Source organism: Stenotrophomonas sp. STEN029, assembly GCF_056760015.1.
Window position 1 is genome coordinate 1 of record NZ_JBRREC010000017.1, and the last position, 23,197, is coordinate 23,197.

Below are 23,197 nucleotides of genomic sequence, written 5' to 3' on the forward strand. Positions count from 1 at the left end.
CGATGTGCAACGCGCCTATACCGACCTGGCCGCGTTCAAGACCGCGTATGAGACCGACCCGCGCCAGATCGAGCACATCAATGCGCTGTCGGCGCAGGTGCGCGCGCTCGGCCTGCCGGTGGTGTGGACCTATGTGGCGTACCTGGAGTCGGGCGAAGACGCCGGCACCTGGGGCACACGCACCAACACGCCGGACTCGCTGCAGAACATCAAGCACGGCTCCGAGCGCGCGCAGTTCGATCCACGCGCCGACGTGCAGCCCGGCGATATCGTCATGCACAAGCGCATGGCCAGCCCGTTCTTCGAAACCAACCTGTGGTCGCTGCTGACCTTCCACAAGATCGACACGCTGATCATCACCGGCGGCTCGACCTCGGGCTGCATCCGCGCCTGCGTGATCGACAGCCTGTCGCGCGGCTACCGCAGCATCGTTCCGGAGGAATGCGTGGCCGACAAGCACGAGATCCCGCACTTCGCCAACCTCAGCGACATCATGCTCAAGTACGGCGACGTGGAGCCGGTCGAGCATGTGGCCGCACAGCTGCAGGCGCTGCGCGCATGAACGCCACGACCAAGTCCGACCCGGGCCTGTTCGACTACTGGCCCTACGACAGCCGGCCGAAGATCGAATGGCCGGGCGGTGCCCGCGTGGCGCTGTGGATCGCGCCCAACATCGAGTTCTACGAGTACGCGCCGCCGGCCAACCCGCAGCGCAAGCCGTGGCCACGGCCGCTGCCGGACATCCAGGGCTATGGCACGCGTGACTACGGCAACCGCGTCGGCCACCAGCGGATGATGCGGGTGATGGACCAGTACGGCCTGCGCGGCTCGGTATCGCTGTCCACGGCCATGCTCAAGCACCATCCGGAAGTGATCCAGATGGCAGCCGAGCGCAACTGGGAATTCTTCAGCCACGGCATCTACAACACCCGCTACACCTACGGCATGGACGAGGCGCAGGAGCGGGAGATGATCGCGCACTCGATGGCGCTGATCGCCGAACACACCGGCCAGCACTGCGACGGCTACCTGGCACCAGCGCTGTCGCATTCGGACGCCACCATCGACCTGTTCGCCGAGGCCGGTGGCCTGTATACCTGCGACCTGTTCCACGACGACCAGCCAACGCCAGTGAAAACCCGCTCGGGCAAGCGCTTCGTGTCGGTGCCGTACTCGCTGGAGCTCAACGACACCATCGTCTACGTCACCAACAAGATCGAGCCGCGTCGTTACGGGCAGATGATCAAGGACGCCTTCGACCGCCTGTACGCCGAAGGCGAGCACTCCGGCACGGTGATGTGCGTGCCGCTGCATGCCTACCAGGTCAGTCATCCGCATCGTCTGGCCGCTTTCCACGACGCGATGGACTACATCTGCAGCCACGACAAGGTGTGGAAGGCCACCGGCCGCGAGATCGCCCAGCATTATCTGGACAAGCACTACGACGATGCGCTGGCCTCGATGGCGGCGATCAATGCGGAGGACGCGGCATGAGCCTGGATCGCAGCTTCCTGGAGTACCCGCAGCTGCGCCATGGCATGGACCATGCGCGCTACAGCTGGTCGATGCTGGCCGAGCGCCCGGCCGTGCGCTGGCCCGACGACAAGCCGTTGGCGCTGTGGATCAACCTGAGCCTGGAGCACTTCCCACTCAACCCCAAAGGCGAGGGCTTCAAGCCGCACGGCGCGATGGTCATGCCCTACCCGGACCTGCGCCACTACACCTTGCGCGACTACGGAAACCGGGTCGGCGTGTTCCGCGTACTGGATGCGCTGGAAAAGTACGGTCTGCGCGCCAGCACTGCGGTCAACGGCGAGCTGGCCGAGCGCTATCCGGCCCTGCTGCGCAGGTTGAAGGCGCGCAGCGCCGAGCTGGTCGCGCACGGCTGGAACATGGACAGCGTGCACTACGGCGGGCTGGACCCGGCGCGCGAAGCTGAATACATCCAGCGCAGTTTGGCCGCGCTGGCCCCGTATTCGGACGGTCCCATCCAGGGCTGGTTGTCGCCGGCCAGATCGCAGTCCGAGAACACCCCGGAACTGCTGCAACAGGCCGGTTTGCAGTGGTTTGGTGACTGGATCAACGACGAGCTGCCCTACCCCTTCCAGACCGCCAACGGCCCGCTCACCGCACTGCCGTTGTCACTGGAATTGGAAGATCGCTTCATCGTCGGCGAAAATCTGCATGCCGAGGCCGAGTATGCGGACCAGATGGTCGATGCCTGCGATTTCCTGCTGGAGGAAGCGCAGCGCAGCGGACAGGGTCGCCTGCTCGCGCTCAACATCCATCCGTGGGTGATGGGCCAGCCGCACCGCATCAAGCACCTGGAACGCGTGTTCGCCCATCTGGCAGACAACGCAGGGCTGATCTGGAACGCTGCGCCTTCGCAGATCATCGCCGCCTCACGTTGAGGCGGCGGTTCCAGGCAACCGTCGTCGCCCAAACCGCGCCGGCCTTTACCCAAGAGCCCTTGCATGAACACTGAAGCCAACACCGCCCTGCCGCCGCGCGAAGCGATGGAATTTGACGTCGTCATCGTCGGCGCCGGCCCTGCCGGTCTGGCCACCGCCATCCGCCTGCGCCAGCTGGCGGTCGAGAAGGGCCAGGAATTGTCGGTGTGCGTATTGGAGAAAGGCTCCGAGCCCGGCGCGCACATCCTGTCCGGCGCGGTGATGGACCCGCGCGCGCTCAACGAGCTGTTCCCGGATTGGAAGGAACGCGGTGCGCCGCTGCGGCAGGCCGTCACCCGCGACGAATTCCTGTTCTTGAATGAAACCGGCGCCAAGAGCACGCCGCATGCCCTGCTGCCGGAATGCTTCCACAACGATGGCAGCTACATCATCAGCCTGGGCGAAGTCAGCCGCTGGCTGGCGCAGCAGGCCGAGGCGCTGGAAGTGTCGATCTTCCCGGGCTTTGCCGCCGCCGAAGTGCTGTACGACGAGAACGGCGCGGTAATGGGCGTGGCCACCGGCGACATGGGCATCCACAAGGACGGCACGCCGGGCCCGAACTACGAGCGCGGCATGGAACTACATGCCAAGTACACGATCTTCGCCGAAGGCTCGCGCGGCCACCTCGGCCGCCAGCTGATCAGCAGGTTCAAGCTCGACGCCGGCAAGGACCCGCAGGCCTATGGCCTGGGCATCAAGGAGCTGTGGCAGATCGATCCGGCCAAGCACGAGCCGGGCCTGGTGGTGCACGCCGCCGGCTGGCCGCTGGACAACGACACCTACGGCGGTGCCTTCCTGTACCACGCCGAAGGCGGCAAGGTCTCGATCGGCTATGTGGTCGGCCTGGACTACAAGAACCCGTGGCTGAGTCCGTTCGAGGAATTCCAGCGCTTCAAGACCCATCCGGCGATCCGCAAGCACCTGGAAGGCGGCAAGCGCGTTGCCTACGGCGCACGTGCGATCACCGCCGGCGGCATCCTGTCGCTGCCCAAGACCGTGTTCCCGGGCGGCGCGCTGGTCGGCTGCGAAGCCGGCTACCTCAACGTCAGCCGCATCAAGGGCAGCCACGCCGCGATCAAGACCGGCATGCTGGCCGCCGAGGCCGCGTTCGATGCGCTGGTCGCCGGTCGCTCGCGCGATGAGCTGACGGCGTATCCGGAAGCCTTCGAGAACAGCTGGCTGAAGGCCGAGCTGATGCAGGCCAAGAACTTCAAGCAGTGGTTCAAGAAGGGCCGCACCCTGGCCACGCTGATGACCGGCATCGAACAGTGGCTGCTGCCCAAGCTGGGCATCCGCAATGCGCCGTGGACCATCCACCGCACCAAGGCCGACCACGAGTGCCTGGAGCCGGCCGCCAGCCAGCCGAAGATCAACTATCCCAAGCCGGACAACGTGCTGACGTTTGATCGCCTGAGCTCGGTGTTCCTGTCCTCGACCAACCACGAGGAAGACCAGCCCAGCCACCTGACCTTGAAGGACGCCAGCGTGCCGGTGAAGGTCAACCTGGCCACCTATGGCGGCCCTGAGGCACGTTACTGCCCGGCTGGCGTCTACGAGTTCGTCGGCGAAGGCAGCGACACCCGCCTGCAGATCAACGCGCAGAACTGCGTGCACTGCAAGACCTGCGACATCAAGGACCCGACCCAGAACATCGTGTGGGTGACCCCGCAGGGTGGTGGCGGACCGAACTATCCGGCGATGTAAACGTCGCCATCAACCCACAGGAGTTTTGATGAGCATTGTCAGTCCAGGCGCCCGCTTCCGCGCGGCGCTCACACAGGAAAGCCCGCTGCAGATCCCCGGTGCGATCAACGCCAACCACGCGTTGCTGGCCAAGCGGGCGGGCTTCCGTGCGGTCTACCTGTCCGGTGGCGGCGTCGCCGCCGGCTCGCTGGGCCTGCCGGACCTGGGCATCAACACCATGGACGACGTGCTCACCGACATCCGCCGCATCACCGACGTCTGTGACCTGCCGCTGCTGTCGGACATCGACACCGGCTTTGGCCCGAGCGCGTTCAACATCGCGCGCACGGTGAAGTCACTGATCAAGGCCGGTGCGGCGGCCTGCCATATCGAAGACCAGGTCGGTGCCAAGCGCTGCGGCCACCGCCCCAACAAGGAAATCGTGTCGCTGGGCGAGATGGTGGACCGGGTCAAGGCCGCCGCCGATGCCAAGACCGATCCGGATTTCTTCCTGATCGCGCGTACCGATGCGATCCAGATGGAAGGCGTGGACGCGGCGATCGAGCGTTCGCTGGCCTGCGTCGAGGCCGGTGCCGATGGCATCTTTGCCGAAGCCTCGTATGACCTGGAGACCTACAAGCGCTTTGTCGATGCGGTGAAGGTGCCGGTATTGGCCAACCTGACCGAGTTCGGGCAGACGCCGCTGTTCTCGACCGAAGAGCTGGGTTCGGTGGGTGTTGCGATGTGCATCTACCCGCTGTCGGCGTTCCGCGCGATGAACAAGGCCGCGGAGAACGTGTACACCGCGATCCGTCGCGATGGCCACCAGCGCAATGTGGTGGACACCATGCAGACCCGCGAGGAACTGTATGAGCGGATCGGGTATCACACCTTTGAGCAGAGTCTGGATAGGACGTTTGCTGGGAAGAAGTGATGATTTTTTGGTGGGGGGCTTTGAAGCTATGAGCCGGAATGCCTGGAAGCTTAGAAGCTTGAAATGCCAAAAGCTCAAAAGCTGCCCTCACCCCTACCCCTCTCCCGTAAACGGGAGAGGGGCTGCTTCGTCGCGATTCTGCATGGGCCGGCATCACTAGCTTCGGCGCACTCCGCCAACTCTGTCCGGAGCCGAAAAGCCAAAGCTCAAGCAATGCTCTGAAGCATCCCTTCTCCCGCGTGCGGGAGAAGGTGCCCAGCGGGCGGATGAGGGGGCTTCTGCTTCGAGCTTCTGCTTCGAGCGCTTTCCAACAGACCCAAAAATGCATGAAGTCTCCCTTCTCCCGCTTGCGGGAGAAGGTGCCCAACGGGCGGATGAGGGGGGCTCTTGCTTGAGCCTTTGCTTCCCCTCCCAGCACCAGCCATCATTGCCAACGCCGAACAACCACGGCCGCCCCTGCACCGAGAAAGCAATGCCCCGCCTTCCACTGATCGCCCTCGCCTGCCTGACGCTCAGCGCCTGCGGCCAGCGCGATGCCTTCAACCACTCGGCCAATGCCGATCCACATCAACGCGAACTCGAACGCGCATTCGCCATCTGTGCTGGTTGCCACGACACCCGCGCCAACCTCGGCCACCGCGTTGGCCCCAATCTGCATGGCGTGATTGGCCGCAAGGCCGGCACCGCTCCGGGCTACAACTACTCCGACGCAATGAAGGCCAGCGGCATCATCTGGGATGCGCAGACCCTGGATGCCTTCATCAAGTCACCGACCAAACTGGTACCCGGCAGCAAGATGGTCAATGCCACCTCCGACCCGGCACGCCGCCAGGCCGTGATCGAGTTCCTGTCCACGCTACCGGAATAAGCAGGGCATCAATCCAGCGTCTGCACACCGCCACCATTGACGAACAAGGTCTGGCCACTGACCCAGTTGGAGATCGGCGCGGCGAAGTACAGCACGGCACCGGCAATGTCGTCGGCCTCACCCAGGCGTTTGATCGGCGTATGCGACAGCATCCGCCCCTCGATCTCCGGCGTCAGCACCGTCGCCAAGGCATCCGTGCGCACCGCACCCGGCCCCACCGCATTGACCCGGATCCCGGCCGGGCCATAGTCATGCGCGAGGTTCGCGGTCATATGATTGATCGCCGCTTTTGACGCAGCATAGGCACTGATCGCCGGGCTTTTGTTGATCGAGCTCATCGACGACATGTTGATGATCGAGCCATAGCCCGCTTGCTTCATGTGCGGCGCACACAGCTGCGACAGCCGCCACGCACTGAATACATTGATCTGGAAGGGCCGCTCGAACTGCTCCACGCTGATCTCGAATGGACTCTCGCGCCCGGCACCACCGCCACCGGCGTTGTTGACCAGAATGTGGATGCCGCCAAGTTCAGCCGCCGTGCGCTCGACCACGCGAACCAGGTCCTCGTCCTTGAGCACGTTGCACTCCAGGGCCAAGGCCTTGCCGCCGGCCGCGACAATCTCCGCTGCCACCTTTTCTGCAGCAGCAAGCTTCAGGTCGGCAATGGCGACGGCCGCGCCATACGCCGCCAACATCAGGGAACTGGCGCGACCAATACCGTTGCCACCGCCGGTGACGATGGCCACTTTGCCAGCGAGATCGAAATGCGCTTGCGGGATCATGGTTACGTGCTCCTGTCCGGGCGATTCATCGACCCGGACACCATACACCCCACCACCAGCGGCGGGGTGATGGCAACTTTCGGCAAGCGCGACCGGCGCCGGTGCAGGCTTACTGGCCGATATTCTTCGCCAGGAACGCTTCCAGCGCACGATAGAACGCCGCGCTGTTGTCGTCGTTGTAGAAGCCATGGCCTTCGCCCGCAACCGCCATCCACTCCGGCGGCTTGCCGGCGGAAACCAGGGCCGCACGCATCGCATTGGCCTGTGCAATCGGCGTGCGCTCGTCACGCTCACCGTGGGCGAGGAACACCGGCGCCTTGATGCTGGACGCAAGCGAGGTCGGCGAATTGGCCGCCAACTCCTCGTCGTTGCGTCCGATGACGCGCGTCAGGTAGTTGCGGCCAAAGGCGTGGTCCTTGATATCGCCCTTCTTGTACATCATCTTCAAATCATAGACACCGGCCAGACCCACCGCACAGCGGATCAACTCCGGCTGCCGCGCGGCCAGCATCATCGCCGAGTACGCGCCGAAGCTCGCGCCATAACTGCATACACGCGAGGTATCGGCAAGGCCCAGGGAAGCCGCATGGTTCAAGCCATCCAGCACGTCCTGCTGGATGCGCGTTCCCCACTGCAGGTAACCGAGCTCTTCGAATGCGTGGCCGCGGCCACCACTGCCGCGGTAATTGACCTGCACCACCAGATAGCCGCGATTCGCGAGGAACTGTGCGTCGTTGTCGTAGAACCAATCGTCACTTACACCGTGCGGACCACCGTGCGGCAACAATACGGTTGGCAGCCTTCGTCCCTCGCTGTTGCGCGGAATGGTCAGTATCGCCTCCAGTTCCGTTCCATCACCAGCCTTGAAACGCACCGGGCGGCGCTCGGCCATCAGCGTTGGGTCGATACCCTCGCGGGGCGCCAACACCTTCTCCAGCTTGTTGGTCGCACGCCGGAATACGTACCAACCGCCGGGATCACGGTCGCTGGCCAGGTGCACAAGGATCGTCTGCCCGTCACGGCTCACGTCGTCGAAGGTCACGTGCTGTGCCGGCAGCAGGTCCGCCAAGGCCTTGTGCAGCTCCGCCTCCGGCTTGCCCGGGTCGAAGTACTGCAACTGTGGACGCCCCGTCACCGGCGAGGCAGCAAACGGTACCGCCGGATCGCGCGTCCATTGCGACAAACCGACGTTGCTGAAGCCATCCGCGAGCAGGGTGTCCCGGTCACTGCCGTCTGCAGCGCTGGATACCAGTGATACCGGCCCGTCGTTGCGACTGAAGCTCCCATACACACGCTGGTTGTCGGCCGAGAACACATAGGGCGTCCAGACGCCACCGACGTTTTCCTGTAGGACCGGCTGCCAGCGCTGCCCGTCCCCGGAGGCGTACAGCAGGTAGTTGTCGTCATCGTCGCGCCCCCATGCGTAGCGCGCTACGCCATTGCGGTCGATCACGAACTCCAGGCTCGGCACATTGATGCTGGCAATCAACTTGAAGTTGGGACGTGGTCCCGCATCCACCAGGTACAACATCGAGTTGGTGGGGTTGCGCTTGAGCTGACGCATGTAGAAGCGGTCATCATTGCCCTGGGCCACGCCCTCGATGAAACCGAAGCCACGGTCCAGGCCCGCGGCGGCATTCTGCTGCTCGTAGCCGTAGATATAGCGCTGGTTCTGTCCATCGAAATCGCTGGCGACGATCTCGCCCATCGGTAGCGGCTTTTCCAGCGAACCGTATTTTCTCCCCTTGGCGACTACCAGCCGTTTGTCGCTTACCCAGATGATCTGGTACGGGCTTTCAAAGCGCGGCAGGCGCAGCACCGCGGTGCGTTGCATGTCGCTCAGGCGCAGTATCTGCACCGCGTGGTTGCCTCCACCGAAGTCGGTGCCCATTGCCAGGTATTCGCCACTCGGCGACAGCGTCGGCATCGAAAACGGGCTGGCCTTGGCAAACACCTCCACCGGCACCTGTTGCGCGGCTGCCGGCCATGCCAGGCACGCCAACAGCAACATGGATCGGAACATCGCTTTCCCTGCTTTTCCCATGACGCGTTCCCCAACGGTCTTATTCCTGAATGGGAGCCTATGTCATTTCCTCTTCGGCTAGAAGACCGCATTCGGAGGAGATTCGGCAAGCGCGAAACCGGGCAGGCGCAGGCCATGCAACCTTGCAGCTTTTCTTCGCGCCGGCATTCTGATATTTACTTGTCCGGACAAATACCAAGCCTGTCGCATGGGCGGCAAGCGGGCCGCAACTGCCCAACCGACGCCGCCTCCTTCCAGCTGTCCGCTGTACTCCCGCCCTTCTGGTTTCCTGCAAGGTCCCGCCATGCGCTCCATGTTGATCATCGTCGCCTCATTGCTCGTCATTGGCTGCAGCAAACAACGCGAGCCGACCGCCGCCAGTGCGCCTGCTGCATCTCCGGCCGCGGCCGAAGCCCAGGCAGCGCCCGCCGCGACCACCACCGCAATCAGCGGCGAACAGGCATTCGCGATGTGCGCGACCTGCCACAGCCGCGATGCCGGCGCACCACAAAGGATGGGGCCGAACCTGCACGACCTGCTCGGGCGCAAGGCCGGCAGCAATCCCGGCTTCGATTACTCACCCGCCCTGCGCGCCAGCGACATCACCTGGGACGCCGCACAACTGGATGCCTATCTGGCAGCACCGACGAAGCGGGTGCCTGGTACACGCATGGTCATCGCCGTACCGGATGCGGCGCGCCGGCAGGCGCTGATCGAGTATCTGTCGGCCCCCTGACGTTGTTCCTGCCAGCACGGCCACAGAACCACCGCCGATGGCACCCCGCGCAGCAACGAGGAGTGACATGCACCTTCAGTTCGAGCGCTTCACCCTGTTCTGCCGCGACCTGGATGCCTCGCTGCGGTTCTACCGCGACACGTTGGGCTTGGTGGTGGTCGAGGAAAAGACCCTGGAAGGGCCGATGGCAGGCGGACTGCTGCAGTTGCCCGCCTGCCGCATCCGTATCGCAATGCTCGCGGCCGAAGCGGAAGCAGCGGTCATCGTCGGCCTGTTCGAGATCAGCCAGACCGCGCTGAACACGCTTGCACCGCCGCTGGGCAAACCTGCCCACGGGCAGGCAGCGCTGGTGCTGTCCACCGGTTGTTTCGATGCGCTGCATTGCGCGCTGGGGGCAGCCGGGTACCGCTTCCTGACGCCGCCACTCGCCTATCCCAAGCACACCGCCAGCGCCCGTTCGCCGGCCGGCCTGTACCGCGAAATGATCGTCTACGACCCGGACCACGTGCAGGTAAGCATCCTGCAGATTGAACCGCTTCCCAAGGAGACCACGGCATGACCGGCATCGCCCGTTCCATCACCGGCAGCATCCAGTACACCAGCAACCAGGGCCACCGGCAGGGCGCCGAACGCGGCCGCGAAAGCTTCCGCCTGGACGTGCACCGCGACGGCTCGCGCGTGCTGGCCGCGCATTGCGAGATCGACGATGCGCCCGCTGTTGTGCGCGACGTCAACCTGCGCGTGGATTCCAGCAACATGCCGCAGGAATGCTTCGTGCGCATCGCCGTTGGCGGCCAGTTCCGCGGCTCGGGTTGGTTCACCTTCAACGCCAGCGAGGCCCAGTGCGAATCCTCGACTACGGTGGAGGGGCGCATCTGCCAGCGCTTCCCGCTGCAGTCGCCGCTACGGGCCTTCGGCAACCACGCCATCATCAACGATGCCTATGCGATGTCGCTCTACGATCTGGCGCAGGGGCCGGGCAAGCAGCGTTTCTTCATGTTGCTGTCCTCGCCGGATCATCGTGGCGCTACCGGCCCAATGATCTACCCGGTACAACTGGCCATCGAATACATCGGTGAGGAAGAGATCGATGTCATCGCCGGCCGCTTCAAGGCACGGCACTTCCGCATCCTCGATGTCGGCATGCCGGAAGAGCACCCTGATTACGATCTGTGGGTAAGCGCCGATGAGCACTACATCCTGCTGCGCGCCAGCGTCACGGGCTATATGCAGACCGCCTACGAGCTGAGCAGCTATCACGTGCAGGAGCACTGACGTGCTGCTGCAGATCCTGCTGGTCGCGCACATCGCCGTGCTTGGCTACTGGCTGGGCTCGGAACTGGTGATCAACAGCACCTACCGCTACGTCTGCAATGGCAGCAACATTCCCTTCGTTGAGCGCAGCCGGTTGATGGAGCATGTGATGCACGTGGACCAGCACGTGCGCTACGCACTGGTGTTGCAGGCCGGGTTGGGATTCTCGCTGGCCGCGCTGTATGGCTTGATACCCGGTGCTTACACCACCGCCGCCATCGCCGCTGTGCTGTGCGTGTTGTGGTTGATCTTCGTCGAAGCCGTGCACCAGCTACGGCATACCCGCCTGGGTGCACACCTGGCGGCGATCGACCGCGGCTCCCGTTACCTGTTCATGGCGCTGCTGCTGTGCCTGGCTACCGGCCTGCTCGGCGGCGGCTGGGACATGCCCGCATGGCTGCGCTGGAAGCTGGCGTTGTACGCCGGGGTGATGGCGTCCGGCGTCGGCATACGGCTGGCGCTTATCGCGCACTTCCACACCTGGAAGGTGATGGCGCAGGAAGGCCCGAGCGATGCCAGCAATGCCATCATCCGCCGTACCTATGTCAAAGCGACCTCGGTGCTTGGCGTGCTGTGGCTGTTCATTGCCGCAATCGTGTTCGTCAGCGTGTTCAAGCCAACATGACAATGAACGATCACAACGTGTTGCTGGCAGATCTGCGCGGGTTGCTGGGTGAGGACGCGGTCCTGTGCGATGGCGACACCTTGCAGTTGATGGCCGGCGACCTGTACAGCAGTGGGCCGCCGCCGCTGGCGGTCATCCGCACGCGCGACAGTGCTTGCCTGGCACAGGCGGTTGCACGCATCACCGCTGCGGGGCTATCGGTCATCCCGCGTGGCGGCGGCCTGAGCTATACCGGCGGTTACCTGTGTGAAAGCAGTGGCAGTGTGCTGGTGGATCTGTCCGCGCTGAACCAGATCGAACATATCAGCGCCGAGGACATGTACGTGGTGGCGCAGGCAGGGGTGACCTGGAAACAACTCCATGACGCGCTCACACCACTGGGCCTGCGCGTGCCGTACTTCGGTACGTTCTCCGGTGCAGGCGCCAGCATTGGTGGCGGGCTCAGCCACGGTGCCTTGTTCTTCGGCAGCGCGCGCTATGGATCGGCCGCCGACAATGTACTCGGCGTTGAAGTCATCACCGCCGATGGCGACGTGTTGCGCACCGGGCAGTGGGCGCTGAAGGCTGCGCCCGAACCGGTGTTCCGCAACTTCGGCCCGGACACCACCGGCCTGTTCATGCATGACGGCGGCGCTTTCGGCATCAAGACCCGTGCTGCGTTCCGCTTGATTCCGCTGCCTGCACACAACGGTTACGCCTCCTTCGCGTTCACCGATTTCGAATCCGCCGCGCGTGCATTGTCAGCCGTTGCCCGCGCGGGCCTGGCCGAGGAAGCCTATGTGCTGGATGCCGGTGCGGTGGCGGCGAATGTCGAGCGCGCCCGCAGCGTGGCTGGCGCGCTGCGGGCGCTGCGGCAGGTGCTCGAGAGCACCCCGGGCGTTGCCAGCAAGTGCAGTGCCTTGCTCGGCATGGCCAGGGCCGGGCGCCGGGTCGTTCCCGCCGATGCCTTCAGCCTGCATCTGGTTGCCGCGGGCAATAGTCCGGCGGCGGTTGAACATGATCTGTCAACGGCACGGGCGCTGGCCCAGCAACACGGCGGCAGCGGGATCGCCGCAACCGTGCCACGTATTGCCCGCGCCGATCCCTTCCCCGGGCTCAACGCGGTGCTGGGCGCCAACGGCAGCCGTTGGGCGGCATTGAACGTCAAGGTGGCGCACTCACGCGCGCCAGCACTGATCCGCGCCCATCAACAGCTGATCGCCGCGCACGCTGCCGAGATCGAACACTGTGGCGTGCGCGTTACGTATCTGTGCTCGGCGCTATGCAACTACAGCTTCAGCTTCGAGGCTGTGTTTCATTGGCAGGACAACTGGCAGCCGCTGCACGCAGCCACGGTGCAGCCAGCGCTGCTGCAGACCTTTGCGCAAGGGCCGGACAATCCCGATGCGCGGGCGCTGGTCGAGCAATTGCGGCAGCTGACCTGCGCCCTGTTCGCACGGATGGGGGGCGCTTCCAATCAGATTGGGCGTACCTATCCGTTCCTTTCGGAACTGGAGGATCCGCCTGCCGCCCTGCTGCGCGACATCAAGCGGTTGCTGGATCCGCAGCGGCGCATGAACCCCGGCGTATTGGGGCTCTGACCGTAAGATGTGGCAGGATCACCGTTGACGCATCCATCAGGGGGGAATCCTCCACATGTCTGTTGCTTCGCCGGGACTGGCCCGGTTGCTATCCATCGTCGCCCTTTCCATGGTGTCACCGGCCGCGCTGGCAATGGCCCAGTGCCCGCAGGAATCGAGCAAATCCACTGCGTTCTGGCTGCTGGGCTGGTCGATCTTCGCGCTGTTCGTTGGCGGCGGCATTGTGTTGCTGCTGTTGATCTTCCGCGCAACACGCAATGCGCGGCCGAAGCCACGCTGGCTGCTGCGCATCGCCGGGGTTCCAGCGATGCTGGCGATGTGGATGCTGGGTTTCGGTATTTTCCTGGGCCAGTTCGTACTGGTGTGCTGAGGCAGATCCTCAGGCCTGCGCGAACCACCAAGGTGATGCCGTACCTGTGTTGATCAGCAGCGCGCGTGCGCGCACGAATCGACGGATCGATGCCGTGCCCATGCGTGAGCCGCCCATGCCGGAGAGTTTGAAGCTCTGCTTCTCTGCGGTCTGCACCATGCCGGTCAAGCAGGCGTCATTGATCGAAATGCCGCCGGCCTGCAGCTGGCGCGCCACCCGCTGCGCGCGCTCGGGGCTTTGCGTGAACACCGCCGCCGACAGGCCGAACTCGGTGGCATTGGCACGCGCGATGGCTTCGGCTTCATCGGCCACCACCATCACCGGGAGGACGCTGGCGAAGCTTTCGTCGGCGACCACCGCCATCTCGTCAGTGACATCAACCAGCACCGTCGGCGGGCACCAGATACCGCCATGGTCGATCAGCTCGCCGCCGGTCAGCGTACGCGCGCCCTTGGCCTTGGCATCGGCAAGCTGCGCGCGTACCAGCTCCACCTGCGAAGCGGCGATCACCGGGCCGATCTGGCCCTGCTTCGGATCCGGCCAGGCCAGCTCCAATGCGGACGCTTCTTTCACCAGCGCGGCGATGAAGGCATCGGCCACCGGCGCTTCCACGTAGACCCGCTCGATCGACATGCAGCTTTGGCCACCATTGACGAAGCTGCCCCAGGCCAAGGCGCGGGCGGCATGTTCGATATTGGCATCGGACAAGACCAGTGCCGGGTCCTTGCCACCGAGTTCCAGCGAAGCCGGAATGAAACGGCGAGCGCAGGCTTCGCCGACCTTGCGACCGGTGGCGACCGAGCCGGTGAAACAGATCTGGTCGCTGGCATCGATCACCGCCTGCCCGGTGGTGCCGGCGCCGGTGACCAGCTTGAACACCGCGCCCAGGCCCGCTTCCTCCAATGCTTCGCGCAGCAGCGGCACGAAGCGCGAAGTGACTTCACTGGGTTTGGCGAGGATGCTGCAGCCCGCGGCAAGCGCTGGCACCGCATCGATCAAGGTCAGCATCAGCGGGAAATTCCACGGGCTGATCACCCCCACCACCGCATACGGCACCCAGGTCTGCTGGCTCTGGATGAAGGGAATGGCCTCCTGCTGGGCGGGCTTTTCCGCCAGACACCCTGCCGCCTGCTGCGCCCAGCGGCGAATCGCGCCGACCGTGCCGTCCACTTCAATCTGCGATTCGTGCCAGCGGCCGGTATCGGCCAGCAAGGCGTCGAGGAAACCGTCACGGCGCGCGACCAACGCATCGGCCAAGGCGTTCAAGCGCGCGCAGCGTTCTTCGATGCTGTGTTCGGCCCAATCCAGCTGCGCCTGGCGCAGGCCGGCACCCAATGCAGCAACCTCAACAGCGGAGGTGATCGGCAGTTCGCCATCGAACAGGCCGCTGCGCGGATTGCGTAGCGGCAGCGTGCTTGCCTCAGTCATTGCCCAGTACTCCCGCGCTCAGCAGTGCATCAAGGGTGGCTTTCTGGCGCGCAGCGAAGTCGGCCCGCTGCGGAATCTTCAAGCTGTCGCCGTCCAGCAGTGCATTCGGCTTCAAGGCGGTGCTGCCAAGGCCGGCATTGATCGCAGCCTGCGGCAGCCGCGACAGGAAATTGCCCATGCCTGGACGCAGGCGGCGGCGGCGCAGGCCGGCGATATCCAGATCAGCGTAGGCGGCCATCGACTCGCCGGTACCGGCGGCGGACAGCACCCTGCCCTGGTCATCAACGATCTTGCTCATGCCATCGGCACTGCCCAGCGGAATATCCACACCACTGATGCCGGCGGTATTGGCCGAGACCACATAGGCCATGTTTTCCAGCGCGCGGGCACGCTTGGCAATGTCCTTGGGGGTCAGCTCCGGGCTGCCGACTTCGCTGGTGGAATGCAGGAACACCTCGGCACCACGCAGGCCCATCGCCCGCGCGATTTCCGGATACAGGATTTCTTCCGATGCGATGCAGGACAGGCGGCCGAGCGGCGTGCGCGCAACCGGAAACACGCCGTCGATGCCGTACACGTCCAGGTACTTGTCCCAGACATCATGCGGGCTGGGTGCATACAGCGAGATCAGCCGGCGATAGCGCAGGATCTGGTTGCCACTGTCGTCCAGGATCACCGACGACTGGAAGTACAGCTCCGGGAAATTCGGGTCGCGCTCATAGGCGTTGGAGCACAGATAGACGCCATTGTCCTGGGCGATGCGACCCAGTTGTTCGTATTCGGCACCATCCATGGCGAAGCAGCCCTTGGCCGCCCAGCCGGGAATGGTGTCGCCCAGCGGATAGCTGGTGGCGAAGTATTCGGGCAGCACCACCAGCTTCAGGTCGGCACCGATGAAGGCCTTGGACGCGCGGATCTGCCGGCCTACCCGCTCGATGTTGTCAGCGACCGCCGCGGCGGCAGCGGCCGGTGTTGCACAGGCATTGATGGCACGGCAGGTGGTCTGCAGGGCCAGCGCGCGATACGCGTCGATCATGGGGCTTTCCCTTCGGTTGCGGTGTCGTTGAGGGCTTGCGTCTGCACGCCATCGGCCAGCAGCACGCGGAAGCTGCCGGTGCCGGCGCGCAGCGGCTTGATCGCGGCGTATTCCGGGCTGTGCCAGAACGCCAAGGCAGCGTCGCGGTCAGGCCAGCAGGAAATCACCGTGCGGCTCGGCGCGTGTACGCCTTCCAAGCTGGTTTGTTCGCCGCCCATCACCAGATAGCGGCCGCCGTAGCGCGCCACCACCGCTGGTGTCGCACGGACGTAGGCGGCAAAGCCTTGGGGATCGGTAACGTGGGCTTCGATGATCAGGTAGGCGGGCATCTATGCAGGCCTCAGTTGAAGCGCGGCGCGCGCTTTTCGAGGAAGGCAGCGGCGCCTTCAACGAAATCGCTGCTGCTGAAGGCGTCGTTGAACGCCGCATCGGCCTGTGCCACACCCACGCTGGCATCGCCACCCAGATGCCCGAGCACGATCTTGATTGCGCGCCGCGCCTGGCCGGAGGTGGCCAGCAACTGCTGCACCTGCGCCTGCTCCAGCGCCTCGATGCCATCCTCGCCCGCCAACTGGTTGATCAAGCCCCAATCCAGTGCGGTGGCTGCGTCGAGCGGACGTCCGGTCAACAGCATTTCCCGGGTACGGGCCATGCCGACCGTGTTGAGCAACCGGCGACTGTCATCGGCGCTGTAAACTAAACCGAGCTTGGCTGGGGTGATAGCGAACCGGCTGCGGGTACTGGCCAGGCGCAGGTCACAGGCCAGGGCCAGGCCAAGGCCGCCGCCCACGCAGGCGCCGTCGATGACGGCCAGCGTGGTCTGCGGCAGGCGTTGCAGTTTGAGCTGGGTGCGTTGGACCTGGGCGTTGTTGGCGGCAAAGGCCTCCGGAGCGGTGAGCAGCTGGCCGAGTTCGTCGATATCGGCGCCGGCACTGAACGCCCCCGGGACGCCGGACACCACCACGATCTGGGCATCACTGGCGGCAATTTCGTCCAGTGCGGCCTCGATCGCCGCCCAGTGGCGGGTGGCCAGGGCGTTGCGCTTGTCGGGTCGGTGGATGCCGATGCGGGCGAGCGCGCCGTCACGGCTCCAGCAAATCACGGTTTCTTCAGTGACCATGGCCTATCCTATTTGTTCTATCGTTATAGCATTAAGCCAAAGGAGGGTGAAGCGAGATGTCCCAAGACACACTGGCCACACTATTGAGTGCCAACGCGCACAAGCTGTTGCGCAACGACTTGCCGACGCCGCTTTACCACCAGATGTTCAGCCTGCTGCGCGACCGCATCCTCAATGGCGAGATCCCGCGCGGCGCCCGCATCCCCACCGAGTTCGACCTGGCCGACGGCTTTGGCGTGTCACGCATCACCGCCAAGCGGGCGCTGGACGAGCTGGCCGCCGAGGGCCTGGTAGAGCGCCGCCGCGGCAAGGGCACCCACGTCATCCACCGCTCGCGGCCCAAGCCGATGCACAGTCCGCTGACCGGGCTGCTGGAAAGCCTGGAAGTGCTGGCCGAGCACACCAAGGTGCAACTGCTGCAGTTCCGCCGTGCGGTGCCACCGGAGCCGATCCGCGCATTGTTCGATACCGGCCCGCGCGACCTGCTGGCACATGCGATCCGTCTGCGCCTGCGTGGCGATACCCCGTTTGGCTACTACAACAGCTGGACCAATACCGATCACCCCGATTTCAGCGAAGCCAAGCTGTCCAACAGCTCACGGCTGAAGCTGTTCCAGTCGGCTGGCATCCAGATCAAGCAGGTGGAGCAGGTGCTGTCGGCCGTCAACGCCGATGCGATTGCCGCCCTGCACCTGAAGGTCGAGCCGGGTACCGCGCTGTTGGCCTTGGAGCGCCGCTCCTATGACGGTGACGGCAACATGGTGGACCTGCTCAGCGTGCTGTACCGGCCGGACCAGTTCACCTACCAGATGACCCTGGATGTGGATGCCGGCGGGCATGATTGAAGGCGGCCGGGCCATGCCCGGCTGAGGCTTTCCCGGTGATGCCCTGTAGTGCCGGGCATGGCTCGGCACTACATCTGAAGCCTTACCGGGGAATGCCCCTGCCGAGCATGGCTCGGCACTACATGTGAAGCTTTACCGGTAACGCCCCCTGCCGAGCATGGCTCGGCACTACACCTGGCCCCAACCAGACCAGCTTCACTGGACAATTTGTCCGGACATATAGCAGGATCGGAACAGGTATGACCTTTCCACGTTCCTGATCCAGGAGTCCGGCATGTTGTCCGAAGTGAAGGCAGTCACCCTTGGCGTAAGCGACCTGCAGCGAGCCTGCGCCTTCTATGAGAACGCACTTGGTTACCGTGTACAGGCACGCGGGGCGCTGCACGCCGGACTGGCGCCGCTATGGCGTTTCGATGCCACGCTGCGCGGCGAGTACGCCGTCATCGCGCCCGACGACTCGGGATTGGGGAGGATCCGACTGGTCGCCTTCGACGCACCCGGGCAGCGGCTGTGGAACGCCGACAACCTCTACAACGGCAGCGGCTACTACGCACTCAACTTCCGCTGCGCGGATGCGCTGGCAACGATGCAGGCAATCACGGCTGCCGGCGGCAGCAGCGCGCATGAGCCCAGCTATTGGGAAGTCAGCGAGCAGGTCGCGGTACGCGATTCAATCAATGATGACCCCGATGGCATCCGCCTGGACGTGTTCTCCTACGAACGCGGCGGCGAGCTGCGTGGTCCACTGGATACCGATGTCAGCGTGGTGCAGACCATTGCTCTGGCCACCCGCGATGTAGCGCGTTCGGTGGCCTTCTACAAGGCGCTTGGTTTTGAGGTGTTGTTCGACCGCGTGCTCGACTTCCCCGAGCTGCAGACACTGCTGGGCACGGACCGGCCGGTGCGCATCCACAACGTCAACCTGATCAAGGACGGTCACATCGTGCCCGGCCGTGTGGAGATGTTCGCCTATCTCGACATGCAGCACCTGCCCGATGCACCGCTGCGCGATGTCGCGGTGCCGCCGAATATCGGCATCCTCTCGGCCACACTGCTCAGTGATGCGCTGGACGCCGATGTGGAGCGGCTGCAGCAACTGGGCGCGCAGTTGATCGCACGTGACGTCCTCGATGTGCCCGGCTTCGGGCATTGCGCCATCGCCACTTTGCTCGGCCCGGATGGTGAACAGCTGGAGCTGCTGCAACCGGCCTGATGCGTGCACAGCGCAGCCGCCCTGAAGCGGCTGCGCTGTATCGGCTCAACGTGCTGCCAGCTGTGCCGTCAGCGCGGCGGTGCGCCCCTGATAGTCGTCCTGGGGATCGGCATGCAGCGTCATCGCCACCTGCAAGGCCAGTAGTTCGCGCTCGATGTCCGCCACCGCAACGCCGGCAAACAGCACCGGCAACTGCGAACCAAGCCGCAACAGCTCGACCACATTGGCGTGCACCTGTGCGGTCTCCGGGCCCGCTACCAACCTGCGCGCGGCGGCGCTGGGCGCCAGCCACGGCCACAGCAGGTGGCGCTCACGCTCCCACTGCCAGACTTCGGCCATATGACCGCCGGCGGTGTGAACGGCAGGATCCGGCAACTGTGCGAGCAGGCGCTCGCACTCGCCAGCCCGCAGCAGCCACGGCTTGTGCAGCACCACCTCACTCAGGCGCGTGCCCAACCATTCGGCCAGCGCGGGCACATACGCTGCCGCGCCTTCCTGTGCATGCAATGCAACGGCCTGATCCGGCGCCAGATCGGCAATTACCGCACGCAACGCCGTCTGCATGGTCTCCGCGCTCAACGGTGCGCTGATCTCGGCTGAGCCCGCGTGGCCAGGCAGCTCGATGGCGATCTGGGTACGTGCATCCTCCGGCAACGCTGACACCGGCAACGGTGCCTGTCCCGGCGCATGGATATGCAGCACGGCATCTGCAGTACCGCGTCGCAGCCGCACCGCCACCTCGCCAAGCGCGGTGTCGATGACACGCCGTGTCCAGCCCTGCAGCTCACGTGCGGCCAGTTCCACGGGCACGGCGGGCGGCACGGCGTATTGCTGCAGGATCGTGTCCATGCGCCCATGCAGGCCCTCCACACCGGCGGGCTCTTCCACGCTGATCACGTTGTCCGGCAATGCGGGCAGGCGCTGCCGATGGCTCAGCAGCACATCATCGTGCCGATAGACCAGCCAGGCCGGGCAACGCAGCTCGCCAACGCGTTGGCGCTCGCTGTAGCGGAACGCGGCGCCATAGCCGCTGCGGTAGTTGTCGCCGACATCGAGGATGTCCATCGCCGCCTCGTGCGTGCCCTGCGCGCTATACGGCTGCAGTGCAATCGCGCATTCGGCGGATGGATCGCACCATGGGAAGAAGTACAGCTGCTCACGCATGCGCGACCACAGCCAGCGCAGGTGCGCGCCATCCCATGTCGGCAGGAATACCGGGAGGTACTTGTCGCTATAGCGTGCGCGCTCGGCATCGTTGAACAACGCGTAGCCATCGATGATCAGGCAATGCAGGCGCTGTGGCGCCATCCACGCCAGATGCATGCCGATCAAACCGCCGGTGTGCATCCCGAACAGAGCAAAGCGCTCGATACCCAGCGCATCGGCAAACTCCAGGGTGGCTTCGGCAAAACGATCGATGCCCGGTGAAGCATCCGCCAATGCATCGGAATAGCCAAAGCCCGGAGTATCCGGTGCGATCACCGTATAGCGATCGGAGAAGCGCCCGATCATCTGCAACCACATGCGCGAGTTCTGTGGCGACTGATGCAGCAACAGCAGCACCGGCCCCTGCCCTGCATATCGGTAATGCACGGTGCGATCACCGATGCGGATGAACTGGCGACGGACGGACGTTGCGGTCTGCATGGGCGTAATCACGGTGGTCGATATGACTATTGTTATATCAATAAATCAATCAAGCCTGCGTACTGAGCGGCCTGCCAAAGCGCCGGTTTGCAGTGTGTGCTGCATTTGCAGCACACACTGAAAATGACCTATCGACCACACCTATAGGACAAATAGCCCTTCCCATTCATTTCCATAAAAGTCATTTATTTCAGCAGGATGTCGTCATTTCCAGCGTTCGGCAGCGGGCGTAAAAAACCTGCAATAGTCCTGTTGATTGTCCGGACAAATGGCGGAATACTCCTTAGGAAGCATTGATATATCTATATGTCCTTGCTTTCCCCCACCCGACCGAGCTTTTCCTTCATCACGCTACGAGGCGAGTCATGAAAGATGTTCTGTACCGGAGTGCGTTAACAGTTGCGATCATGACGGCCATCGGCAGCGGCGATGCCTACGCCCAGTCGTCCGACAAGGATGCTGTGCAGCTTGACCAGGTAAGCGTGACCGCCCAGCGTCGCGAAGAACAGATCCAGAAGACCCCGCTCAGCATGAGCGTGATCAGTGGCCCGGCGCTGGATCGCATGCAGATCAAGCGCGTGGACGACATCAAGTTCACCACGCCCAACATCATCATCGAACAGAACACCGGCACCAGCTCCGGCGCCAAGATCATCATGCGCGGTGTCGGCGCCGATGAGTCGATGTTCACCAACGATCCGGCGGTGGCACTGTACATAGACGACGTCTACATCGCCCGCCAGAACGGCGCGATGTTCGACCTCTACGACGTGGACCGCATCGAAGTGCTGCGCGGCCCGCAGGGCACGCTGTACGGCCGCAACGCCACCGGCGGCGCCATCCGCTACATCTCGAAGAAGCCGACCGGTGAGGAGAAGCTGAGCTTCGATGGCAGCATCGGCAACTTTGGCCGGTTCGATGGCCGCGCGATGTTCACCACCCGCATCGGCGAGACGCTCGACGTCTCGGCGGCGGTATTGAGCCGCAATCGCGACGGCATCATGCATGACATCACCAACAACCGCTGGGTCAATGACCAGGACGTGCTGGCCGGGCGCCTGGCCTTCGCCAGCACCTGGGGCGAGTCGTCCTATGCGACGCTGAGCATTGATCGTCTTCGCGAGCGTTCCACCCCGGCCTGGGGCACGCCGGTTGCGCTGGACACCACGACCGACACGGTCGCGCCGAAGCTGGGCAGTTACTACAAGACCGAAACTGACACGCGCGGCCTGAACGATCTGGATCAGTTTGGCATCGCGCTGACCAACGAAACCGACTTCGGCGCATTCTCCTGGCGCAGCATCGCCCACTACCGCACCCTCGAGCACCATTTCTACATGGACGTCGATGGCACCAGCCAGATGCGTTACCACCTGGAACAGGACCAGAAGCAGAACCAGAAGGGCTATGAAGCCCAGTTCACCTCGCAGCTGGACGGCCCCTTCAGCTGGGTGGCCGGTGTGTTCGCTTTCTGGGAGCACAACAACCAGCCGACCCGCAACGACATCTTCACCCGTGGCGGTACCAACTTCGTCGAACAGGACACCTCGGCCTATGCGCTGTATGCGCAGGGTGACTACAAGTTCAACGACAAGCTGACCTTGACCCTTGGCGGCCGCTACAGCTACGAGAACAAGGACTTCTCGGTGCGCTCGGTGAAGGCCAACGGCGACCCCAACTACAGCAAGGCGCTGGAGAAGAGCTGGAACCGGCCCGACTGGAAAGTGCTGCTGTCCTATGACTTCAGCGACAACGTGATGGGCTATGCCAGCGTCACCACCGGCTTCAAGAGTGGCGGCTTCAACGGCCGCGGCACCACCTATGCCACGGTGACACCCGTCGACGCGGAGACGCTGCGTGCTTACGAAGTTGGCGTGAAATCCACGCTGTGGGACAACCGCCTGCGTTTGAATGCCGATTACTACCGGCTGGATTACGACGGCATCCAGCTGACCGCGGTCAACTCGGACGGCGTCTTCGTGATGACCAACGCCACCGGCGCGCTGATCCAGGGCATCGAAGTCGAAGCGCAGGCGCAGCTGACCAGCAAGCTGCGCGTGGACGCCAGCATCGGCACCATCGACGGCGAGTACAAGGACTATGCGGCGGTCAATGCCGCCTACTTCAGAGGCCGATCGATGAAGAGCTCGCCGGACATGCAGTGGACCCTGGCAGGCACCTACGTGCAGCCGGTTGGCAATGCCGACCTGGTGTTCAGCGCGCAGGCGCGGCACACCGATGAGTACTACCAGAACCAGGACACCTCGCGGCTGATCATGACCCGCGCCAACACCGAGTACAACGCACGCATCTCCTATGAGCCACGTGATGCCAACTGGTCGGTGGCGGCATGGGGCAAGAACCTGGGCGACAAGTTCTATTCCACCGGTGGCTTTGATATCGCCGGGCTTGGCATCGGCGTGATCTATCCGAACGTGCCGCGCACCTACGGCGTCGAGTTCAAATACCGCTTCTGGTAAGCCTTCACTGCCTGCTGCACCCATCGCTCCCGACCGGGAGCGATGTTTTTTGCGGATAAC

Annotated in this window: 22 protein-coding genes; 15 read left to right on the top strand and 7 right to left on the bottom strand. The window is 64.1% G+C overall.

The features are described from left to right. The 6 genes from ACVOLI_RS05740 to ACVOLI_RS05765 form a co-directional block, all read left to right on the top strand. Nucleotides 1–562 (top strand): isochorismatase family protein (locus ACVOLI_RS05740; protein ID WP_481533878.1); only part of this gene is annotated, 562 nt, incomplete at its 5' end. Further along, complete coding sequence (locus ACVOLI_RS05745; RefSeq protein ID WP_481533879.1) at nt 559–1,494, top strand: polysaccharide deacetylase family protein; 936 nt, start codon at nt 559–561, stop codon at nt 1,492–1,494. The genes ACVOLI_RS05740 and ACVOLI_RS05745, both read left to right, overlap by 4 nt. Then, nucleotides 1,491–2,411, top strand: coding sequence for a polysaccharide deacetylase family protein (locus ACVOLI_RS05750; RefSeq protein WP_481533880.1), 921 nt, complete (start codon nt 1,491–1,493; stop codon nt 2,409–2,411). Before ACVOLI_RS05745 ends, ACVOLI_RS05750 begins: the two co-directional genes overlap by 4 nt. Nucleotides 2,412–2,474: 63 nt before the next feature. Then, entirely contained in the window at nt 2,475–4,154 is a 1,680-nt protein-coding gene (locus tag ACVOLI_RS05755; protein ID WP_481533881.1) for an electron transfer flavoprotein-ubiquinone oxidoreductase, read from the top strand. Nucleotides 4,155–4,182: 28 nt separating this feature from the next. Further along, the gene (prpB, locus tag ACVOLI_RS05760) at nt 4,183–5,067 is read left to right on the top strand and encodes a methylisocitrate lyase (RefSeq protein WP_481533882.1); all 885 of its coding nucleotides are present in this window, start codon (nt 4,183–4,185) and stop codon (nt 5,065–5,067) included. 472 nt (nt 5,068–5,539) lie between these two features. After that, a complete protein-coding gene (locus tag ACVOLI_RS05765) occupies nt 5,540–5,935 on the top strand; it encodes a c-type cytochrome (protein WP_481533883.1) in 396 nt (131 codons plus the stop codon). An 8-nt stretch (nt 5,936–5,943) separates the two neighbouring features. Here ACVOLI_RS05765 and ACVOLI_RS05770 read toward each other — a convergent pair whose 3' ends face one another. Both ACVOLI_RS05770 and ACVOLI_RS05775 read right to left on the bottom strand, forming a co-directional pair. Beyond that, nucleotides 5,944–6,720 (bottom strand): glucose 1-dehydrogenase, encoded by a 777-nt coding sequence (locus ACVOLI_RS05770; protein ID WP_481533884.1) that lies wholly within the window; start codon nt 6,718–6,720, stop codon nt 5,944–5,946. Between the two features lie 109 nt (nt 6,721–6,829). Further along, the gene (locus ACVOLI_RS05775; protein WP_481533885.1) at nt 6,830–8,743 is read right to left on the bottom strand and encodes an alpha/beta hydrolase family protein; all 1,914 of its coding nucleotides are present in this window, start codon (nt 8,741–8,743) and stop codon (nt 6,830–6,832) included. 304 nt (nt 8,744–9,047) lie between these two features. On the opposite strand from ACVOLI_RS05775, the gene ACVOLI_RS05780 reads away from it, so the two are divergent. The 6 genes from ACVOLI_RS05780 to ACVOLI_RS05805 all read left to right on the top strand — a co-directional run bounded on the left by ACVOLI_RS05780 (nt 9,048) and on the right by ACVOLI_RS05805 (nt 13,368). Further along, nucleotides 9,048–9,479 carry a c-type cytochrome gene (locus ACVOLI_RS05780; protein ID WP_481533886.1) on the top strand — a complete coding sequence of 144 codons (432 nt, stop codon included), beginning with the start codon at nt 9,048–9,050 and terminating at the stop codon, nt 9,477–9,479. A 67-nt stretch (nt 9,480–9,546) separates the two neighbouring features. Then, nucleotides 9,547–10,038 carry a VOC family protein gene (locus ACVOLI_RS05785; protein ID WP_481533887.1) on the top strand — a complete coding sequence of 164 codons (492 nt, stop codon included), beginning with the start codon at nt 9,547–9,549 and terminating at the stop codon, nt 10,036–10,038. After that, complete coding sequence (locus ACVOLI_RS05790; protein WP_481533888.1) at nt 10,035–10,754, top strand: hypothetical protein; 720 nt, start codon at nt 10,035–10,037, stop codon at nt 10,752–10,754. Before ACVOLI_RS05785 ends, ACVOLI_RS05790 begins: the two co-directional genes overlap by 4 nt. 1 nt (nt 10,755) lies before the next feature. Beyond that, nucleotides 10,756–11,418 (top strand): hypothetical protein, encoded by a 663-nt coding sequence (locus ACVOLI_RS05795; RefSeq protein WP_481533889.1) that lies wholly within the window; start codon nt 10,756–10,758, stop codon nt 11,416–11,418. Then, nucleotides 11,415–12,998, top strand: a complete 1,584-nt coding sequence (locus ACVOLI_RS05800) for an FAD-binding oxidoreductase (RefSeq protein WP_481533890.1) — start codon at nt 11,415–11,417, stop codon at nt 12,996–12,998. The genes ACVOLI_RS05795 and ACVOLI_RS05800 overlap by 4 nt, the downstream gene beginning before the upstream one ends. Before the next feature lie 55 nt (nt 12,999–13,053). Beyond that, on the top strand, nt 13,054–13,368 hold the full coding sequence (locus tag ACVOLI_RS05805; protein WP_481533891.1) for a hypothetical protein: 315 nt from the start codon (nt 13,054–13,056) through the stop codon (nt 13,366–13,368). A gap of 9 nt (nt 13,369–13,377) precedes the next feature. Here ACVOLI_RS05805 and ACVOLI_RS05810 read toward each other — a convergent pair whose 3' ends face one another. The 4 genes from ACVOLI_RS05810 to ACVOLI_RS05825 are packed head-to-tail and all read right to left on the bottom strand — an operon-like array spanning nt 13,378 to nt 16,952. After that, a complete protein-coding gene (locus tag ACVOLI_RS05810) occupies nt 13,378–14,796 on the bottom strand; it encodes an aldehyde dehydrogenase family protein (RefSeq protein WP_481533892.1) in 1,419 nt (472 codons plus the stop codon). Beyond that, a complete protein-coding gene (locus tag ACVOLI_RS05815; RefSeq protein WP_481509455.1) occupies nt 14,789–15,832 on the bottom strand; it encodes a nitrilase-related carbon-nitrogen hydrolase in 1,044 nt (347 codons plus the stop codon). The genes ACVOLI_RS05810 and ACVOLI_RS05815 overlap by 8 nt, the downstream gene beginning before the upstream one ends. Further along, entirely contained in the window at nt 15,829–16,161 is a 333-nt protein-coding gene (locus tag ACVOLI_RS05820; RefSeq protein WP_481533893.1) for a DUF1330 domain-containing protein, read from the bottom strand. Before ACVOLI_RS05820 ends, ACVOLI_RS05815 begins: the two co-directional genes overlap by 4 nt. Before the next feature lie 11 nt (nt 16,162–16,172). Further along, nucleotides 16,173–16,952 (bottom strand): enoyl-CoA hydratase/isomerase family protein, encoded by a 780-nt coding sequence (locus ACVOLI_RS05825; protein WP_481533894.1) that lies wholly within the window; start codon nt 16,950–16,952, stop codon nt 16,173–16,175. Between the two features lie 56 nt (nt 16,953–17,008). Here ACVOLI_RS05825 and ACVOLI_RS05830 point away from each other — a divergent pair, with 56 nt between their 5' ends. Continuing rightward, nucleotides 17,009–17,797 carry a GntR family transcriptional regulator gene (locus tag ACVOLI_RS05830; protein ID WP_282268348.1) on the top strand — a complete coding sequence of 263 codons (789 nt, stop codon included), beginning with the start codon at nt 17,009–17,011 and terminating at the stop codon, nt 17,795–17,797. A 274-nt stretch (nt 17,798–18,071) separates the two neighbouring features. Continuing rightward, nucleotides 18,072–19,010, top strand: a complete 939-nt coding sequence (locus tag ACVOLI_RS05835) for a VOC family protein (protein WP_481533895.1) — start codon at nt 18,072–18,074, stop codon at nt 19,008–19,010. Nucleotides 19,011–19,055: 45 nt separating this feature from the next. On the opposite strand, the gene ACVOLI_RS05840 is transcribed toward ACVOLI_RS05835, so the two are convergent. Beyond that, the gene (locus tag ACVOLI_RS05840; RefSeq protein WP_481533896.1) at nt 19,056–20,657 is read right to left on the bottom strand and encodes an alpha/beta fold hydrolase; all 1,602 of its coding nucleotides are present in this window, start codon (nt 20,655–20,657) and stop codon (nt 19,056–19,058) included. A 365-nt stretch (nt 20,658–21,022) separates the two neighbouring features. Between ACVOLI_RS05840 and ACVOLI_RS05845 the strand changes: the two genes are divergently transcribed. Then, entirely contained in the window at nt 21,023–23,137 is a 2,115-nt protein-coding gene (locus ACVOLI_RS05845; protein WP_481533897.1) for a TonB-dependent receptor, read from the top strand. Nucleotides 23,138–23,197 lie beyond the last annotated feature (60 nt).

What these genes read in the sequence shown, in the direction of transcription:
- prpB (WP_481533882.1), top strand. Translation starts at nt 4,183, where the DNA reads ATGAGCATTGTCAGTCCAGGCGCCCGCTTCCGCGCGGCGCTCACACAG.
- ACVOLI_RS05770 (WP_481533884.1), bottom strand. Translation starts at nt 6,720, where the DNA reads ATGATCCCGCAAGCGCATTTCGATCTCGCTGGCAAAGTGGCCATCGTC.
- ACVOLI_RS05745 (WP_481533879.1), top strand. Translation starts at nt 559, where the DNA reads ATGAACGCCACGACCAAGTCCGACCCGGGCCTGTTCGACTACTGGCCC.
- ACVOLI_RS05800 (WP_481533890.1), top strand. Translation starts at nt 11,415, where the DNA reads ATGACAATGAACGATCACAACGTGTTGCTGGCAGATCTGCGCGGGTTG.
- ACVOLI_RS05790 (WP_481533888.1), top strand. Translation starts at nt 10,035, where the DNA reads ATGACCGGCATCGCCCGTTCCATCACCGGCAGCATCCAGTACACCAGC.
- ACVOLI_RS05830 (WP_282268348.1), top strand. Translation starts at nt 17,009, where the DNA reads ATGTCCCAAGACACACTGGCCACACTATTGAGTGCCAACGCGCACAAG.
- ACVOLI_RS05820 (WP_481533893.1), bottom strand. Translation starts at nt 16,161, where the DNA reads ATGCCCGCCTACCTGATCATCGAAGCCCACGTTACCGATCCCCAAGGC.
- ACVOLI_RS05840 (WP_481533896.1), bottom strand. Translation starts at nt 20,657, where the DNA reads ATGCAGACCGCAACGTCCGTCCGTCGCCAGTTCATCCGCATCGGTGAT.
- ACVOLI_RS05780 (WP_481533886.1), top strand. Translation starts at nt 9,048, where the DNA reads ATGCGCTCCATGTTGATCATCGTCGCCTCATTGCTCGTCATTGGCTGC.
- ACVOLI_RS05750 (WP_481533880.1), top strand. Translation starts at nt 1,491, where the DNA reads ATGAGCCTGGATCGCAGCTTCCTGGAGTACCCGCAGCTGCGCCATGGC.
- ACVOLI_RS05765 (WP_481533883.1), top strand. Translation starts at nt 5,540, where the DNA reads ATGCCCCGCCTTCCACTGATCGCCCTCGCCTGCCTGACGCTCAGCGCC.
- ACVOLI_RS05775 (WP_481533885.1), bottom strand. Translation starts at nt 8,743, where the DNA reads ATGTTCCGATCCATGTTGCTGTTGGCGTGCCTGGCATGGCCGGCAGCC.
- ACVOLI_RS05825 (WP_481533894.1), bottom strand. Translation starts at nt 16,952, where the DNA reads ATGGTCACTGAAGAAACCGTGATTTGCTGGAGCCGTGACGGCGCGCTC.
- ACVOLI_RS05755 (WP_481533881.1), top strand. Translation starts at nt 2,475, where the DNA reads ATGAACACTGAAGCCAACACCGCCCTGCCGCCGCGCGAAGCGATGGAA.
- ACVOLI_RS05805 (WP_481533891.1), top strand. Translation starts at nt 13,054, where the DNA reads ATGTCTGTTGCTTCGCCGGGACTGGCCCGGTTGCTATCCATCGTCGCC.
- ACVOLI_RS05835 (WP_481533895.1), top strand. Translation starts at nt 18,072, where the DNA reads ATGTTGTCCGAAGTGAAGGCAGTCACCCTTGGCGTAAGCGACCTGCAG.
- ACVOLI_RS05810 (WP_481533892.1), bottom strand. Translation starts at nt 14,796, where the DNA reads ATGACTGAGGCAAGCACGCTGCCGCTACGCAATCCGCGCAGCGGCCTG.
- ACVOLI_RS05785 (WP_481533887.1), top strand. Translation starts at nt 9,547, where the DNA reads ATGCACCTTCAGTTCGAGCGCTTCACCCTGTTCTGCCGCGACCTGGAT.
- ACVOLI_RS05815 (WP_481509455.1), bottom strand. Translation starts at nt 15,832, where the DNA reads ATGATCGACGCGTATCGCGCGCTGGCCCTGCAGACCACCTGCCGTGCC.
- ACVOLI_RS05845 (WP_481533897.1), top strand. Translation starts at nt 21,023, where the DNA reads ATGAAAGATGTTCTGTACCGGAGTGCGTTAACAGTTGCGATCATGACG.